We start from the raw sequence: 16,559 nt of genomic DNA on the forward strand, positions 1-16,559 counted from the left end.
AAATATGTGGTATAATGTTATTGATATGTCAGTGTTGAAGAGGAGATGAAGAAAATGCCAATTGATTATATGAAAATGCAAGATAAATTTTTTGAAAAAAAACTATGTGATGCAATCCAGTTTCTAAAAAATATAAATGAAAACCAAAAAATCATCTTGTACAGCAATGAATTTCTAAAAAAAGTTATTGAGCAAAATGAGATAAAAATCAATGAATATAATATGTCTCTAAATTATAAAATTCAAGATAGAATTGAAACAAAAAGTAATAAGCCAGTTGAAATTAAAGCATTTGATGATACTGTTGAATTATTAGGTATTGATGTAGGACTATCTTTTTTGGCAAGTAAATACATTAAGGATATTTTGCAATACTCAAGGAATATTTTCGATTCTCTTGCACAGATTGTAAATTTGACGTTATTTGCAAACGATGCATTTAAGATTGATAGGGTTGATTTTGGGTTTATATTAAAAAAACTTAAGGATTCTGGTGAAGAATTTCAAGAGACTTTATCAGCCTTTGAAGTGATTTCACTGAACAGTGATTATATTTTTCTTACAAAGGCGAATAATCGAGTAAAACATATAAAAGACTTGCCGACAAAAATGAGTTTTCAGATTTTGGGCGAGGATAATGAGATTAAGCATTTGATAGAGGGCTTTACCAAAGACAATAATGCATTTACAAGTGTTGATATTCAAGTGTGTATAGAAAAGATGATTAAACTGGTTGATGATTCTATAAAATTGGTGTTCGATTCTATATTAAAAGATATCGAAAATGCCCATAATTACTATAGGATTCATGAAATCAATTATAAAGCTCAGATCAGCAAGAAATATGATGAAAATATTACCTGGGATGATATTAGAGCAAATTCAGATTATGCCTTTCCATATGTTGATCTTACAAGTTTTGGAGATTCAAGCATACCAAGCACAGTAAGTATTTTGTTCTCTAGGAAAATCGAAAGCTATATTGAAGTTATAACATTCAAAGAGGATGAACTATTAGTAATGAAAGATAATCGGTTCGTTGGATATTTAAAATATCTTCCTAGTGTTAATGATGTATATAATGTTTATAAAAAGTATGAATTTGTGAATGATAATGGAAGAAAATATCATGAATTTCTTATAAATCAAGTTAAGATGAATTATATGCCGGCCTTTATGAATGCATCCTTTACCTTTTATGAAAAAGATGATTTGAAGTGACTTTTTTTCAATATCCACAAAGACCGAATAAGAAAGCTCTGCTTTCGTGAGGGCAAGCTTCCACTTTGTTTAACAAAGTGTGCTTGAATGTTGGGAAGTATCCCAAACCCTCGATAATTATAAGGAGATTTGTTATGTATGAGTATAAAAAAATAGTGCTTGATGAAACTGATAAATACTTGGAAGAAATTTTTGGCGAATTTCAAAATGAAAAAGTTCTTGGTGTATATCGACGAATTAATAAAAAAACTTGTCAAGATTACAATCAAAGGGTTAACTTATTCAATAAAGAATTGTTAAAACAGCATAGTTTAGGTAGAGATATAAGATTAAGAATAGATGGTAATATTGTTGACCAATATTGCGGAGATTCCGTGCATTATATTAATGAGGCTCAAAACTTTATTGACATTGAGTTTATGGGTGAAATGTGTATTGATTATGCAAATAAAACCATAATACCTATTGATCATTTTGGGAAATTGACCATAAGAAAATTTACTACTCATTATGGTTATAGATCAAGAAATAAACAACCGGGTTTACCAAAGTATAGAACCTGTAAAGTTCCTATTCCTATAATTGCAGCGAATCATTTGATTGGTGAGTTTACTAATAATGAGTTAAGTGGGAAATATATTTATGAGGTTGATAAAGTGTCATCATTCTGGCCATCTGATTCTAAGTATATTACATATTTAGAAAGGCTTTATTATCTTAACCATTTTAAAAATAAGGGAACTTATGGCAATAGAAAATACAAATTCACTAGCGTTGCATAAACTCAACTACAAATCTAGAGCAAATCCATATTACGCTTTATAAGGATAAAAATGTAACCCTGTCGATTCTACTAATGAAAAAAAGCTGACTCTAAGCAGACAGTCTCGTTGCACAGTGATGGGAGCCACATATGGATAGATTAATCTAAAAAGGATTGAGCCTCATAATCTTTCGTTTGAAACTTTCAAAAGTACTGTAAAGACTTGCTCTTATAGCAACCCTGATCTTGTTTAGTGGTGCGTCTGTTCTCAGGTTTTGCTTAAACAGAGCGAGTAGACAGTAGAGAATGAGCGAAAGGTAAATTTGGTTTACCGCGCCGACTTCATCAGTCGCAAAGAAATGCTTGACTTTAGAATGCTGTTTAAGCCATTTGAAAAAGAGTTCAATTTTCCACCTGAGTTTATAGAGATTACAGACGTCTTCAAAACAGAGCCCTGTGTCGGTTTCAAGGTCAGGGACGTTTGTCAAAAAGTGATAAATAGTTCCGTCATCATCTGCTTGCTGAATATAGTGGTATTCATGCCTAGTCTTTTTGCTGCCTGAACCCACAGGGCCTTTTGAGGCGTAAAGAACGCCCTTTGGATTATCATAGCGCGTATTCGCCCATGTCACAGAGTTGCTCTTCATGCGAACGACAAAACAACCACCAGCTTCGTGGATTTGATCTAGGCGATCGTAATCCACATAGCCTCTGTCATAAACATTGATGACGCCTGGTGTAAAATCCGTCACGCTGAGCATTTCACTCACATCATGTTCTTTTGCGCCAGTGACAGTGGCTTTACTTGGATAAAGTGCGTTTTCACCATAATAGCGAAGGCCGAGATGTAATTTGACACCCGCTTTTGTTTTTTGGTACTTCGCCCACGCCATGCCCGTTAATGCTTTTGTGATAACGCTGGCATCAACAATATTCAGTGCCAATGTATCTTCATTCAACTGGGCGCTCTCAAACTGCCCGTGAAGCTGTGACACCAGATGCGTGAAGATGTTCTGGAGCACAGATGTATCGAGAGCTGACAGTCGTCTATAGAGCTGGGAAGGGCTTATAGAATCTAGTTTAAGATACCTCTGATAATTGTCATCAAACAGCAGATCCGTTGAGATGGCTCTGAGGCCATCATGTTCTTTCAGGTTTGCGGTGACAAAGAGTTTGATTAGGTTTTGAGTCGTTAACTTCTTGGCATAAGCATCACAGTTATTCGTTTTGATGATATTTTTAACTTTTTTTGAATTTAGGGGTTCAAGTACTTTACCAATGGTCTTAAATTTCATATAATATAGATGTTGTGTTCCTTGTATTAGATTTGTGCGAGACCATCTATGTGTGCTCCATGAATCTAGTATAAGGACTTTTTTATTGATTTTAAACCCCTTAATAGACATTATTGTTATTTATTGTTCTTTTGCTATTGATTAAGTTTTATGCAACGCTAGTGATACAAATTGAAAATTAAGTCATTTTTTGATATTTTAAGTATTGAAGATTTAAATTGCGTGAACATAGATGATCTAATAGAAAATTGGATTTAGGAAGTGATTAATCAATTTTTACTATTATTAGAGATTGAAGTTGTTGTGGCGATAATTTATTATTTGGAGGAGTTTAATGAAAAAGATTATTACAATGTTAATTTTACTTACGATGGTTATCGGAGCAGTTCCAGTTTATGCGGCAGAGGGAGATACGCCTTCGTCATGGGCAAAAGATTTTGTAGAAGAAGCTATTGAGAAAGGATACGTTCCAGCTCATCTACAAGGTAAATACCAACAACCTATTACTAGAGAAGAATTTGCTGAACTATTTGTAACAGCTGTATTTGCTGAAATTAATGCTGATTACCAGAAGCCTGGTACTGGAACAAAAACATACACAGGGTTTGGTAGTGAGTTCGATGTTGATGATTTCTTAGGTAGAGTATCTACTACAGAGTCTTTCACTGATACAGAAAATAAGTATGTTAAGGTAGCTAACATCTTAGGTATGGTAAACGGAATAGGCGGAGGAAAATTCAATCCTGACGGTTTAATCACCAGAGAGCAAGCTGCTATAATGTTTGTAAATTATTTACAAACAGTTTGGTCTCCTGGAGGTTATGATGCTTACGAGACTCTTGACGATATTAACGAAGCTTCTTCTTGGGCGAGAGATGCTGTAGCTTGGGCTTACGGTGCAGGATTTATTAATGGAACAAGACAATTTACTCATGCTAATGGAAAGATCACTTCATTGGGTCACTTCGATACGAAAGGTAATTTCACTAGAGAGCAAGCAATTACGGTTATAGCTAAACTAGACAAGGGAGATCACTTAGGTAACCTAATTCTAAGAGGTTATGTTTATGTTGGTATTGATGGGTTAGGGAGTTATTGGGAGATTGACGGAGATACTATTTACATGAAGTCTCGAGGAGAGGATTATAAGTACTCTGGAGCGAAACAGTTCTTACGAACACAAACAAAGTTTAAGCACTACGCTGAAGAGTATACTACTGAAGAACTTATAGCTGTATTCGTAGGAGTTTCGGGTGCAGTTGACAAGCTTATGTTCGATACTTATCACCATGATAAGGTTCTGTCAGGTAAAGAAACGTTATACGATTATGGGGTGTTCACTGTACAGCATAATATAGGCGGCTATCTAGCGATAGTTAAAAAGAATCCAATGTATGGATATATGGGTTCTGCAGGGAGTGTAGTCGCCGTGGATTCTGATAGAGATGGGGAAGCGGACACTATAGTAACGGGTGTAGAAGTTAAATAACTAATGAGGCGCTTGAGGGTTTATACTCCAGGCGCCTTTGTTGCGTAAAGGAGTGAGGGCTATCAACAAAACAAAATTTATAGGCTTCCGAGTAACAGAAACCGAATACAATAAAATAAAAAAGAAAGCTGAAAGAGCAAATCTTTCAATCAGTAAATATGTCTCCTTGTCCGCACTGGACAAGGAGATTATTTTTTTTGACGACATAAAGCAAATGAATCATGAACTTTCCAAGATCGGCAATAACTTAAATCAGTTGACCTTATTAGCCCATCAAGGAAAAATCAAGGAAGTGAATTTAACACAAGCCAGAGATACTTTTTCGGGGCAATGGGATGAATTATGCAAATTAGTGAAGAGAAAGGGGAAATGACAATGACATATCATATTTATCGGTATGGGAATGGATGTAAATGGATTGATAACCTAAAGGAAGCTGCGGATTATTTTAATCAGCTGCCTACGGATGGAAAGTATACCACCATAGGTATTACGGATGGTTCATATGCAGTGGACGTAGTCATTAAGGGCGAATATGCTAAAGGGCAGGATTTTCTGATATCTCAGGACATCAGGCAATCAAGATTTTTTTCAGAGAATCCGGAAAAGATGATCGGTGCTTTATCCGATCTGTATGAAGCTGTTGGTGTAAAATCGGAATTCAGCAAGAAGATGATTGAAGACTTGAAAATTTTAGCTGATGAGCTGGATTATGAACCAGATGAGATTTAAGAAGAATGGCAGTTATAGAATTTATTAACGGAAAAAATAACACGCTTGCTGCTCTTAAAAGAGTTTTGAAATACATCACTAATCCTGCTAAAACAGAAGTCGGTCTTATAGGGGGACACAACTGCGTTGCAAATAAAGCCTATAACGAATTCTACATGACCAAGACTGAATATAGCAAATTAGGTGGTAGGCAATATATCCATTTTACGCAGAGCTTTGCACCCTACGATAAAGTGACACCTGAGATGGTTAAGCAAATTGCTGATGAACTTGTGCAGATGGAACAGTTTAAAGGGTTTCAAATTGCGTATGCAGTTCATACAGACAGAGATCATCTTCATACGCATTTTGTCGTAAATACCGTCAATAAAGACACGGGTAAAAAGTGGAAGCAAAGTGCAGAGCAGCTTCAAATGATAAAAGATTATTCAGATGAAATCTGTAAAAAATATGGATTGCTTATTACACAAGGAAAGTCTGGCAATCATGTCAACCGTGGAGAATATCGTACTAAGGAAAAAGGTCATAGCTGGAAATACGAACTCTATTTGGCAGTTAAAAAGGTGAAATGGATATCACGAAGTCAAGAAGACTTTATTGATAACATGAATAAGTTGGGTTATCAGGTGGATTGGAGTGATACACGAAAATACATTACCTTTACTAATGCAGAAGGCAAGAAAAGCAGAAATAGAAAATTGTATCCACCGGAACATTTTACAAAGGAGGCACTCTTAAAAGCCTTTGAACTTAATGGTCAGAGGATGGACGCCAAAATTGCCAGAAATAAGATGGAGATGCTGTTATCAGCAGTTCAATTGGCTAAGTTGGATATGCCATCGAATACCGGTAAAAACTATCCATTATCAACACTGGAAGGTGAATCGTTAAAAGAAAAAGTTGAAGAAACCAAGAAAGGGAAAGGTCTGAATTGGGACAAAGAAAGTGAAAATAGTATGTAATGAAAGGTGGTCAAATGGATGAGAAACTTAATGGAGCTTTATGATCGGTTGGAGCCGTTGAATGTAAATGGATTGAGAGAGGGGTATCGAAAGATACTTGATTATAATGGTCATGTTCTCGCAATGAAGAAGATGTTTGATGGTTTTGAGTTTGTGACATGGCAATATACCTATGATGGTAATGCTGTTACATTAGGTCATTATTTTATTGATCTGGATGCAGCCAAAGAGGATTTTGCAAAGCGATCAGGTCTGATATCCTCGAAAAGACTATTTGGCGAAACGGATTTGAAATTGATTCATACAAGTTTAGTGAACTATGTTGGACTCAACGGCGATCTTGATTTTAAGGATGAAAAGGCCATTGGTTCGATACTGGAAAAAATAGAACAGCTTATCCTAGAGATATTGCGGCATGAAAAGCTGAAAGAACTGAAACTGGTGGATGATGACGGACTAGAATTGTGAGGTGATATTAAAGGTGAAATACAAACAATTGAAGATGGTGGTTTCAATACTGATATTTCTTGTAGGTTTATGGATGAACATATATTTTTCCACGAATCTACATTTTTTATTGTCAGGAAAAACGAAAGTGCTTCGTTTTATCCCAATGAAATCATGTTTTGAAAGTATGGCGGCAAGTGGTCAACATTTGTCGCTATTTCTTTATCTGCAAGGGTTCATACTCATATGTGCCGTATATTTCTATCTGGCAAATATGAAACCTTATCAATCCGATTTGGAAGAGATAACGCCTGAGATATCAACGCCTGTCAAAGCAGGGCAAATGCAATTTGGTTCAGCCAGATGGATGACAGCTGAAGAAAAGAAAGAAGCGTATAAATCGGTAAAACTAATAAAGAACGATCTACTACAATTACTTGAAAGGATTGAAAATAATGAAGAAGAAACAGAAAACTCAAAAGAGAAAGGTTTTTGTGAAAAAGAAACCAACCAAAGGGTTTCAGAAGTTGCTGGTGAAAGAGCCTATGAAAAGGTTTTATCAGAAACCAAGGCAAAGGAATATTCGATATCCGAGTTAAGTCAAGGTGGGATTGTCATTGGATTTGCTAAAGAACAGGAGGCAGAACGTATCTTATATATTGATGAAGATACCCATAGTCTGTGCATTGGAGCGACAAGATCAGGAAAAACAAGATCCATTGTCCTTCAGTCAGTCGGTCTATTAGGATTATCTGGTGAAAGTTTGGTTGTCAGCGATCCTAAAGGCGAGATTTTCACTTATACCTATCCGTATTTTAAGGCACTTGGATATGAAGTCATCTGTTTGGACTTTAAGAATCCACTAAAAAGTGATCGGTACAATTTCTTGCAGCCGGTCATCGATGCCATTGATGAAAATGATATTCCTAAAGCAGTTGATGCAACTTGGGATTTAACGGCTGCTCTAGTTCCCGAGAATAGCCACAATGAAAAGATTTGGACCAATGGGGAAGCGAGCATCATTGCCAGTGCCATCATGGCAGTTGTTTATGATAATCGAGATGGTAAAGCCAGAAGGTTTCAGAACATGAGTAACGTTTATTTTTTCATTAGCGAGATGTGCAAAGTTGTGGATGGAACCATGCCTATCATTAAGTATATGAAGAATATGCCGGCGCATCATCCGGCAAAAGCCTTGCTGGCAATCAGTGAAGTAGCACCTAGTAAAACAAGGGGATCGTTCTATACATCGGCTTTAACAACATTGCGGTTGTTTACAAATCCACTGATTCATTCCATGACAGAACACAGTGATTTTGACTTGAGAAAGATGGGAACTGAAAAGCAGGTACTATTCATTGTATTACCGGATGAGAAGACGACCTATTATAGTCTGGCAAGTCTCTTTGTTAATCAGTGCTATATGCAGTTAGTCAAGAATGCAGATGAAAGAGGCGGTCGGTTAAAGAGAAGAGTCAACTTCATGCTTGAAGAATTTGGCAACTTCGTAAAGATTCCCGATTTTGCTAATAAGCTGACGGTAGGCGGTGGTAGAGGAATACGGTTTAATCTGTTCCTTCAGAGTTTTATGCAGCTGGATGAGAAATATGGTAAAGAAGTTGCCGGAACGATCAAATCCAACTGTGAAACATGGCTTTATCTTCAAGCGGATGATTTGGCAACCTTAGATGAAATTTCTAAGAAGCTGGGAAATTATACGGTTTCGACATATTCACTCAGTTCATCTCATGGTAAATACTCTAATCCATCGAGTTCCCATAGTATTAATCTAACGCATCGTGCACTTTTAACAGTGGACGAGATTAGGCGAATTAATAGACCTTACACATTGATCACTTCGAGAAATCATCCGGCGATGATGCAATTACCGGACTTATCGAAGTGGTTTTTTAATGTCCTTTTTGGACTGGGGGACAAGGAACATAACAGAAAGGTGCGTGAGAAAAGAGAGAAAAACAGGAAGCAGAGAAAATCCCCAACGGCCATTGATACATGGAATGTCTGGGAGTATTTCACCCAAGGTGAAGAAAAAACCAATTATGTTTATAGACGCAATATGAAAGGTGGTGAGCAAGGTGAATCTTAAGAAGTTAAAAAACAGAGTGACGCAGTTAGTTAAAGTTATTTTAGGAACGGGAATCGTAATGTTGACATCTTCTGTACCGGTCATGGCTGATACGGTTCAAGATAGCAAGCTTGTCAAAGGAACAGAAAACTTAATTCAAGATGTCACAACATGGTTGATGGTCTTAGCACCAATTGTTGGGGTGTTGCTGATTATCTATTTCTTTATCCGACGAAGTGCAGCGGATGAAATCGATCAGAAGAAATGGAACAATCGAATTATTACGGTCATTGTTTCTGTCATTGGTGCTGTATTAGCATCGGCAACCCTTAATTTGATTATCGGTTATTACGTATAACATGGGCTAAGCCCAATAATAATACAAATACAATTTATGGAGGAAATCAAATGAGAAAGTTAATGAACAAAGCAAAAATGGAAATGGTAAAAACAGTTGTAAAAGGGAGAATGGTTCTTGCAGGTAACAGCGGTGAAGGCATGGTGGATTCAGCGGTCAAAATCTTGATCTCCATCGTGATCGGTGCCTTGCTGTTAGCCGGATTATACGCACTTTTCGGTGACGTGATTCTCCCAACTTTACAAGAAAGAATTGAAGAAATGTTTAACTTTGCAGGCTAAAAGGAGTGTGAAAAAGATGAATAGGCATAGAAATAGATGGTTGAGTTTTGTACTAATCTTAGGTATTGTGATGTCAAACTTTTCAGGATTAGCATATGCTTCTGATGGTATCTTTGACGACACAAAAGGTCACTGGGCAGAGGAAACCATTGACCTATTAGCAAAAGAAGGGCTTATTCATGGATATCCGGATGGACTTTGTCATCCGGATTCTATGATTACAAGAGCAGAGTTTTCTGTCATTCTTTCAAGAATCGTGGGAATGGATGGCGAAGATATTGAAACTGTGCAATCAAAGTTCAAGGATATACAAGGAAACTTTGCACAGCAAGATATCAAATACTTGATTGGAAAGGACATCATACTTGAAGAAGAGTATGGTGACAATTATAGCCCTAATACACCAATCACCAGACTGGAAATCATGAAGATGATGGTTCGATTAACGGATGAAATATCAAATGAAAAAATCGCAAATAGTGAAATCGGCTATACGGATATTTCAGATTTAGACGAACAGGACACGGAGTTTATTGAAAAAGCAACTCAGACTGGATTAGTTCATGGGTATCCGGATGGGACATTAAAACCTCAAGGATTGGCAACACGAGCAGAAGCTTTTACGATGATCTATCGACTTGAACACATAAAAACTGCTGCCGAAAATGCGGAAGAGACTGAAACTGTGGTAGAGGAAGAAGTAAAATCAGATGATGAAGCTATTTCCGGTCATCATTCATCCCATGTACCAGCGCCTCAGTATAATTTCGAGATTGCAGAGACAGCATATGAAGGTGAAACAATTAGTATCAAAGCGGAGTCAAAGTATGTGAAAAACGTTGAATGGTCGATTCTTAAGGATGATCTTCCCATAGACATGGATTCAGTGACGGAAGGAGAATTAAACATTGATGGAGGATCAATTGTCTTTAATTCAGAAGGAATTTATACATTGAGAGCCATTGCAGAAAATAGCCGTGGCAGAACAAACATTTCAGAATGTACAATCATCGTGTACCCGAATATCACAATGGAAATGGATGTACCAAAAGTCGTTCATACGGATACTATTATGCCAATAGACTTAGCTGTTGAAAATTCTGGGGATAGAACGGTAGAATGGACGATTGAAAAGGGGGATGAAAAGATTGCTATTGATGACTTGGTAAATGGTGAACTGTCGAATAGAGGTGGAACGATTCAGTTCGGGCAACAAGGCAATTATAAGTTGATTGCGAATATTGAAGATGATCTTGGCAAGATTACCACGGCTTCTGAAGAAATTGTGGTTTATCCTATTATAAGTATTCAGGTAGATGTGGATGCAACTGTTACCCATACCGATCGATCAATTTCGCTAACGGTTGAGATAGAAAATATTGATGATGAGGGTAATATCAAATGGACTTTGCTAAAAAATGGCGAAGAAGTGTCTGTATCAGAGTTCATTGCAGGCGATGTTCAGGTAGGAACTGAAACCATTCGATTTAAACAGCAAGGCGTATACAATTTAAAAGCATCAACAACGGATGAGACCGGTAGGGTATTTACGGATGATACAACAGTGACAGTGTATCCTGTAGGATCTGCCGGTTTTTATGTGCCTGAAATTTTCCATACGGATGATGTCGTTACAGTGGAAGCCGAATTCGATGAAATTGGCAATCATCAGGCGACATGGGAACTGTTTAGAGATGGTGAACCAGTTAAGTTATCAGATGTTGTAAGTGGTCAGTTGTCTAATGATGGTGGCGATATCCAGTTTAATCAAAAAGGTGACTATTTACTAAAAGTATCGTTCAAGGACGATGCTGAAAGAGTTTATAGCTACGAACAAACTTTCAAGGTTTATCCAGTGCCGGTAGTAACCTATTCATATCCAACGTATGCCCATACAGATACGAATATCCAGGTGGACGTTACAAGTAGTGAGTTAGATAATTTGTCTGTTGAATGGCTACTTGATAATACTTATGGATTTCAAGATTGGTCCACGTATGTTAGTGGCTCACTAGATCAAGATGGTGGTCAAATTAGATTGAAAAGATCAGGTGTTTATGAATTGGTCGTAAGAGCCACTGATGTAACCGGCAGAACGTTCTTGTTTGAATCGGCAGAAAAAATTGAGGTGTTACCAGTTCTAAATATTGATTTTGATATTCCATCTTTGGCTTATACAGACAGCAGCGTCGATGTCAGAACCCATGGGAATAATAATGTGTTGCCGATAGAGTGGACATTAGAGAAAGATGGTGAAATCGTAGATGTTGCAACATCCATTTCGGGTGATTTGTCAGCATTAGGTGGCAAGATCACATTTCTGGACGAGGGTGACTATATCTTAACGGCTACCATGACAGATTTTCTCAATCGAAGCTTTTCAACGAGTAAAGAAATCAATATACAACCCATTATCGAATTAGCATTTCAAATGCCGGAATCTATTCATTTTGGAACAACATTTGAAGTAATAACATTCATTGAAAATTTGCAGGACAATAGTGTGAATTGGACTTTGGCAAAAGAGGGTGAGCCTGTGGATTATATAGGTGAACTTACCGATTTAGGTGGAAAAATTGCTATTCGGGACATGGGTATTTTTGATTTGACAGCAACAATCATTGATTCATATGGAAGGAGGTATCAGACTTCAGAAAAAATTGAGGTGACAAATACTGCACCAGAAGTTGAGCTGTCAGCGGAGCAAGCCAGAACTACGAAAGATGGCAAATTCTTAGTTAATATCCAAGCAAGTGCCTTTGATGCTGATGGAGATGTCACCACGTTAGAATATGAAGGCCGGACAGCAGATGATTATTATAAAGTCGGAAATCACGTAATCAGCGTAAGGGCAAAAGATGAAGCAGGATTTTACTCAGATTGGCTGGAAGTAAGCTTTACTGTAGAAAATGCAATACCAACAGTCACGATGACAGCAACACAGACTAGAACGACAAAGGATGGTAAGTTCTTTGTCAACATAGAAGCGAGTGCCACAGATGCTGATGGAGATACCACAACGCTAGAATATGAAGGCAGGACAGCAGATGATTATTATGAAGTCGGAGATCATGAAATCAGAGTGAGAGCAAAAGATGAAGCCGGATTTTATTCAGATTGGTTGTCGGTGAATTTCACGGTGGAAAATGCTATCCCAACAGTCACAATGACAGCAGAACAAACTAGGACGACGAAAGAGGGCAAGTTTTTTGTTGATATCGAAGCAAGTGCCTCTGATACTGATGGAGATCAAACGACGCTAGAATATGAAGGCAGAACAGCGGACGATTATTATGAAGTAGGAAATCATATAATCAGAGTGAGAGCAAAAGATGAAGCCAGTTTTTATTCGGATTGGCTATCAGTAAATTTCACAGTGGAAAATGATATCCCTACGGTAACAATGACAGCAACACAGACTAGAACGACGAAGGATGGTAAGTTCTTTGTCAACATAGAAGCGAGTGCAATTGATGCTGATGGAGATGCCACAACGCTAGAATATGAAGGAAGAACAGCGGACGATTATTATGAAGTCGGCAATCATGAAATCAAAGTGAGAGCAAAAGATGAAGCCGGTTTCTATTCAGATTGGCTCGTTAAGACCTTTACCATCACAAATGAAGCTCCAACGGCACCGGTTATTTCTCGTTCACCAAATACCAATAGTGTTGCCCCGGGAACTGCGGTGACAATAACAGCCCAAAGTTCAGACCCAGATGGTGATGCTATTTCATATGTATGGGAAAATCGAAATTCAGAAACACAGACCTATCCATTGGGGAAAAATGTCGTTCGAGTTAAAGCCGTGGATGCGGCAGGTGCAGAATCACCTTGGTCAGCTATTGTATTCTTTGTAGCAGATGCTAATTCCGGTGGTGGTATGACTCTGACCGGACCTGACTCTGTTATTTTGGAAGAAGGACTAGATGGTGCGACGATTACGGAATATACGTTTACTGTACCGCCAGTATCAGGGCATAGCGGTAGTGACTATGGACGAGTAAGAGGTTATAACATCAATACCAATCAGTGGGATCAGCTGGATTATGCGACAACAAAAAACGGTATCACCTTTAGTAGAACTATGACCGCAGGCATCTATTCGCAGTTGGAGTTTTATTATTATACCAATCACAATTGCATGTATAACAAGTCGAATATTACCTACTCTGTAGAGTATTATTTTGATTAATTGATGAAAGGTCAGGGCTTTTGCCTTGGCCTTTTTTAGGAGGTGCATATAAATGGAATACGTCATCATGCTATTGATTGGTGCGATATTATCAGGTTGCTTGGTATATGTGAATACGCTCCTTGACGGTCTTGTTCCGATTGCCCTTCATGCGGAAGACTATATGGATGCACTGCTTGGAACAAGTGGCATAAGCGGTATCTTTGACATTTTCTTTTCTTTTGGTGTTTCGCTCATAGTGCTTAAGTTTTTAAAGAAGGGTTTTGAAAGGTACATTTTATGGACTGAAGGTGATGCAGAGATTGACCCGATTATGCTTTTGACCGGATTTTTTAAAGCCCTTGCGATTGCCATCTGCTTTCCGTCGCTTTATGGATGGTTGGCAGATATTATTGATGATTTAAGCAATCAACTGATTACGGAAGTGTCTAATGGCATGGCAACAGACTTTAGTGCCATTATAACAGGGATAACAAGTGCCGGAATCTTTACCGGCATCGTATCAATCATTTTCTTCATATGCTTTTTCATGCTCTATATTCAGTTTCTGACGAGAGGACTTGAAATTCTTATTCTAAGAATCGGCTTACCTTTGGCATGTGTTGGTTTGATGGATCAGGATAACGGGATTTTTAGAACCTATATTCAAAAATTCTTTCAGAGTACCACGGCTGTTCTAGTACAAATTGTTTTAGCCAAACTGGGTGTTTCGCTTATGCTCAACGCTCATGTGTTTTGGGGTGTAGCGGCACTTTTATTGGCACTTCGAACACCCAAGTTCTTGCAGGAATTCTTGATTATTTCCGGTGGCAACGGCGGTGGTGGCATGATGAACAGAGTATACTCAACAGCTCGTATCTATCAAATGGGAAAGGCAGTCTTTACCAAGTAAAGGGAGGTTGAAGCAGTGGATTTATTAAAAGAAATGGCAGACGCTTTAATGATCCTGATACGAGTAGGTGCGGTACTTAGAGTTGTCTATTGTTTTATTCATATCGGTACTGATGAGGAGCAAAGTGCCAGCTATAAAAAGAGAATGAAAAACACGGTCATATTTTACGTATTAGCTGAAAGCATATGGCAGATTAAAGATTTGGTCATGAACTATTACATGTGATGGAGGTGCGTATGGAAGAAAGAAGAAAGAATCCCCTGTATATTCCCCAGGGGCTAAAAACAAGAGTTGAAATTTTTGATGGTTTCGGCAAAGAAGAGTTATTTAAAACCATTATGGTAACGCTACTAGCAGGAATCATGGATTTTGTGTATTACATGATTTCCAAAAACGTGGTGGTAAGTATGGTGTCGATTCTTGTTGTCATAGCAGGGAGTGTCATGATGTTCACCAAAGATCGATCCAATATCTCTGTAGTCGATCAAGTTGGATTTATGATTCGCTTTGCAAGGTCACAGAAATTTTATCCGTATAAATATCTGGATGAATGGAGATGAGGCAATGGAAGAATGGATAAAAAGATTTAGAAAGTTGTTTGAGTCAATGATCAGGGTTTTAAATAATCCATATCTCATTGAATCAATGTCAAATGAACTGGATATTCAGTTGATGGAAATCACAAATCTAAAAAGTGACAATACCAGTCTGAATGAAACACTTGATGATCTCAGGGAAGATATTTATTTTCTGAAAGAGTCAGAAGGCGAATTACAAGAACAAATAAAAGATGTATCGAAAAGTCTGAACATTATACTTAAAAAAGCAATAAAGGAAGTATCGAAACTGGAAGACCATGAAGTTTATAAGCGACTTCAATTTATCGATCCTGAAGGATGGAGTATTTACAGAGCAAGTCAGGAAATCTTGAAACTGGATGTCTTTAAAGAGTTCATTGTTGAAGATAGCATGGGCAGGTTTGAAGAGTCCGATGGACATGATCTTATTGAATATTTAGAGATTGCAGCATTTGGAGACTGTACCTATAAAATCGTTGGAAGTATGCACGAGGTATTGGATTCCTATACCATTGATTATGAGTCTCAAGAATATAAGGCGTATCAAGACGAACTTTACGCACTTGCCAGTAAAAAGATGATGAATGAGCTATATAAAAAAGAACCATCAATCAAGTTGGAATTTCTACAGAATTATATGGAAGAGTCTGGACAAATAAAGACTGACCAGAAGGAAGAGGGAGTGCAAGACTTAGGTGATACAAACGAAATGGATTCAGAAAAAGTGACAACTGATGAGGTGTTGGATGAAGAAATGGAGATTTAGGGAAGTTCTGATTATCAGTTCACTAGCTGGGATGATTGCTCTAATGGCTTTAATCGGTGGAGCACCACTAACATTGAAATCCAGCGTATTTGCCTTGATCTTAGTCATTGCAGGTTATATTGATGTGAAGACAAGGACAATACCGGACTGGATTCATATACTCATTGTAGTAGTGGCATTCATCAGAGTGGATTGGATGGATTCTATGCTTGGGTTATTCTTCGTACCTTTGCCATATTTTATCATGGCACTTTTTAAGGATAACAGTATAGGCGGTGGGGATATTAAGCTAATGGGCGCTTGTGGTTTCTATCTAGGCGTTCGAGCAGGCTATGCAGCAAGTATTGTGGGCTTGTTTATTGCAGTAATATCATATGCAGTCATAAGATTGATAACCAGCCAGAAGATCAATCAAAGCTTGCCCTTAGCCCCCTTTCTTGGAGCGGGATGCATTGTAACTTGTTTTATAATTTAACAACAGAAAGCAGGAGGAA

General features: G+C 37.7%; 17 protein-coding genes. 16 read left to right on the forward strand and 1 reads right to left on the reverse strand.

The genetic code is table 11. The features are described 5' to 3' along the window. Positions 1-54: 54 nt before the first annotated feature. Both ACR6HW_RS16350 and ACR6HW_RS16355 read left to right on the forward strand, forming a co-directional pair. On the forward strand, positions 55-1,221 hold the full coding sequence (locus ACR6HW_RS16350) for a hypothetical protein (RefSeq protein ID WP_455728757.1): 1,167 nt from the start codon (positions 55-57) through the stop codon (positions 1,219-1,221). 134 nt (positions 1,222-1,355) lie between these two features. Continuing rightward, positions 1,356-2,003 (forward strand): hypothetical protein, encoded by a 648-nt coding sequence (locus ACR6HW_RS16355; RefSeq protein WP_455728758.1) that lies wholly within the window; start codon positions 1,356-1,358, stop codon positions 2,001-2,003. Between the two features lie 145 nt (positions 2,004-2,148). Here ACR6HW_RS16355 and ACR6HW_RS16360 read toward each other — a convergent pair whose 3' ends face one another. Beyond that, on the reverse strand, positions 2,149-3,279 hold the full coding sequence (locus tag ACR6HW_RS16360; RefSeq protein ID WP_455727853.1) for an IS4 family transposase: 1,131 nt from the start codon (positions 3,277-3,279) through the stop codon (positions 2,149-2,151). 334 nt (positions 3,280-3,613) lie between these two features. On the opposite strand from ACR6HW_RS16360, the gene ACR6HW_RS16365 reads away from it, so the two are divergent. Genes ACR6HW_RS16365 through ACR6HW_RS16430 form a run of 14 tightly spaced genes read left to right on the forward strand, consistent with a single transcriptional unit; the run spans position 3,614 to position 16,540 of the window. Next, entirely contained in the window at positions 3,614-4,768 is a 1,155-nt protein-coding gene (locus ACR6HW_RS16365) for an S-layer homology domain-containing protein (protein ID WP_455728759.1), read from the forward strand. Positions 4,769-4,808: 40 nt separating this feature from the next. After that, positions 4,809-5,141: a plasmid mobilization protein gene (locus tag ACR6HW_RS16370; protein ID WP_455728760.1), complete on the forward strand. Its 333-nt coding sequence runs from the start codon at positions 4,809-4,811 to the stop codon at positions 5,139-5,141. Beyond that, positions 5,111-5,500 (forward strand): hypothetical protein, encoded by a 390-nt coding sequence (locus ACR6HW_RS16375; protein ID WP_455728761.1) that lies wholly within the window; start codon positions 5,111-5,113, stop codon positions 5,498-5,500. Before ACR6HW_RS16370 ends, ACR6HW_RS16375 begins: the two co-directional genes overlap by 31 nt. 5 nt (positions 5,501-5,505) lie before the next feature. Next, entirely contained in the window at positions 5,506-6,462 is a 957-nt protein-coding gene (locus ACR6HW_RS16380) for a relaxase/mobilization nuclease domain-containing protein (RefSeq protein ID WP_455728762.1), read from the forward strand. Positions 6,463-6,480: 18 nt separating this feature from the next. Then, the gene (locus ACR6HW_RS16385; protein ID WP_455728763.1) at positions 6,481-6,930 is read left to right on the forward strand and encodes a hypothetical protein; all 450 of its coding nucleotides are present in this window, start codon (positions 6,481-6,483) and stop codon (positions 6,928-6,930) included. 13 nt (positions 6,931-6,943) lie between these two features. After that, positions 6,944-9,016: a VirD4-like conjugal transfer protein, CD1115 family gene (locus ACR6HW_RS16390; protein WP_455728764.1), complete on the forward strand. Its 2,073-nt coding sequence runs from the start codon at positions 6,944-6,946 to the stop codon at positions 9,014-9,016. After that, positions 9,006-9,353, forward strand: a complete 348-nt coding sequence (locus ACR6HW_RS16395; protein WP_455728765.1) for an Mbov_0395 family pilin-like conjugal transfer protein — start codon at positions 9,006-9,008, stop codon at positions 9,351-9,353. The genes ACR6HW_RS16390 and ACR6HW_RS16395 overlap by 11 nt, the downstream gene beginning before the upstream one ends. Positions 9,354-9,403: 50 nt before the next feature. Then, positions 9,404-9,634: a DUF6133 family protein gene (locus ACR6HW_RS16400; protein ID WP_455728766.1), complete on the forward strand. Its 231-nt coding sequence runs from the start codon at positions 9,404-9,406 to the stop codon at positions 9,632-9,634. A gap of 16 nt (positions 9,635-9,650) precedes the next feature. Then, positions 9,651-13,829, forward strand: coding sequence for an S-layer homology domain-containing protein (locus ACR6HW_RS16405; RefSeq protein WP_455730905.1), 4,179 nt, complete (start codon positions 9,651-9,653; stop codon positions 13,827-13,829). A 52-nt stretch (positions 13,830-13,881) separates the two neighbouring features. Continuing rightward, positions 13,882-14,721 (forward strand): conjugal transfer protein TrbL family protein, encoded by an 840-nt coding sequence (locus tag ACR6HW_RS16410; RefSeq protein ID WP_455728767.1) that lies wholly within the window; start codon positions 13,882-13,884, stop codon positions 14,719-14,721. Between the two features lie 15 nt (positions 14,722-14,736). Then, positions 14,737-14,946 (forward strand): mercury transporter, encoded by a 210-nt coding sequence (locus ACR6HW_RS16415; protein ID WP_455728768.1) that lies wholly within the window; start codon positions 14,737-14,739, stop codon positions 14,944-14,946. 11 nt (positions 14,947-14,957) lie between these two features. Next, entirely contained in the window at positions 14,958-15,281 is a 324-nt protein-coding gene (locus ACR6HW_RS16420; RefSeq protein WP_455728769.1) for a hypothetical protein, read from the forward strand. Positions 15,282-15,285: 4 nt separating this feature from the next. Beyond that, on the forward strand, positions 15,286-16,065 hold the full coding sequence (locus ACR6HW_RS16425; RefSeq protein WP_455728770.1) for a kinetochore Spc7 family protein: 780 nt from the start codon (positions 15,286-15,288) through the stop codon (positions 16,063-16,065). After that, on the forward strand, positions 16,046-16,540 hold the full coding sequence (locus tag ACR6HW_RS16430) for a prepilin peptidase (protein ID WP_455728771.1): 495 nt from the start codon (positions 16,046-16,048) through the stop codon (positions 16,538-16,540). The genes ACR6HW_RS16425 and ACR6HW_RS16430 overlap by 20 nt, the downstream gene beginning before the upstream one ends. Positions 16,541-16,559: the final 19 nt, after the last annotated feature.

The sequence above is a fragment of the Fusibacter sp. JL298sf-3 genome (assembly GCF_053842995.1).

What these genes read in the sequence shown, in the direction of transcription:
- ACR6HW_RS16350 (WP_455728757.1), top strand. Translation starts at nt 55, where the DNA reads ATGCCAATTGATTATATGAAAATGCAAGATAAATTTTTTGAAAAAAAA.
- ACR6HW_RS16355 (WP_455728758.1), top strand. Translation starts at nt 1,356, where the DNA reads ATGTATGAGTATAAAAAAATAGTGCTTGATGAAACTGATAAATACTTG.
- ACR6HW_RS16360 (WP_455727853.1), bottom strand. Translation starts at nt 3,279, where the DNA reads ATGAAATTTAAGACCATTGGTAAAGTACTTGAACCCCTAAATTCAAAA.
- ACR6HW_RS16365 (WP_455728759.1), top strand. Translation starts at nt 3,614, where the DNA reads ATGAAAAAGATTATTACAATGTTAATTTTACTTACGATGGTTATCGGA.
- ACR6HW_RS16375 (WP_455728761.1), top strand. Translation starts at nt 5,111, where the DNA reads ATGCAAATTAGTGAAGAGAAAGGGGAAATGACAATGACATATCATATT.
- ACR6HW_RS16380 (WP_455728762.1), top strand. Translation starts at nt 5,506, where the DNA reads ATGGCAGTTATAGAATTTATTAACGGAAAAAATAACACGCTTGCTGCT.
- ACR6HW_RS16385 (WP_455728763.1), top strand. Translation starts at nt 6,481, where the DNA reads ATGAGAAACTTAATGGAGCTTTATGATCGGTTGGAGCCGTTGAATGTA.
- ACR6HW_RS16400 (WP_455728766.1), top strand. Translation starts at nt 9,404, where the DNA reads ATGAGAAAGTTAATGAACAAAGCAAAAATGGAAATGGTAAAAACAGTT.
- ACR6HW_RS16405 (WP_455730905.1), top strand. Translation starts at nt 9,651, where the DNA reads ATGAATAGGCATAGAAATAGATGGTTGAGTTTTGTACTAATCTTAGGT.
- ACR6HW_RS16410 (WP_455728767.1), top strand. Translation starts at nt 13,882, where the DNA reads ATGGAATACGTCATCATGCTATTGATTGGTGCGATATTATCAGGTTGC.
- ACR6HW_RS16420 (WP_455728769.1), top strand. Translation starts at nt 14,958, where the DNA reads ATGGAAGAAAGAAGAAAGAATCCCCTGTATATTCCCCAGGGGCTAAAA.
- ACR6HW_RS16425 (WP_455728770.1), top strand. Translation starts at nt 15,286, where the DNA reads ATGGAAGAATGGATAAAAAGATTTAGAAAGTTGTTTGAGTCAATGATC.
- ACR6HW_RS16430 (WP_455728771.1), top strand. Translation starts at nt 16,046, where the DNA reads ATGAAGAAATGGAGATTTAGGGAAGTTCTGATTATCAGTTCACTAGCT.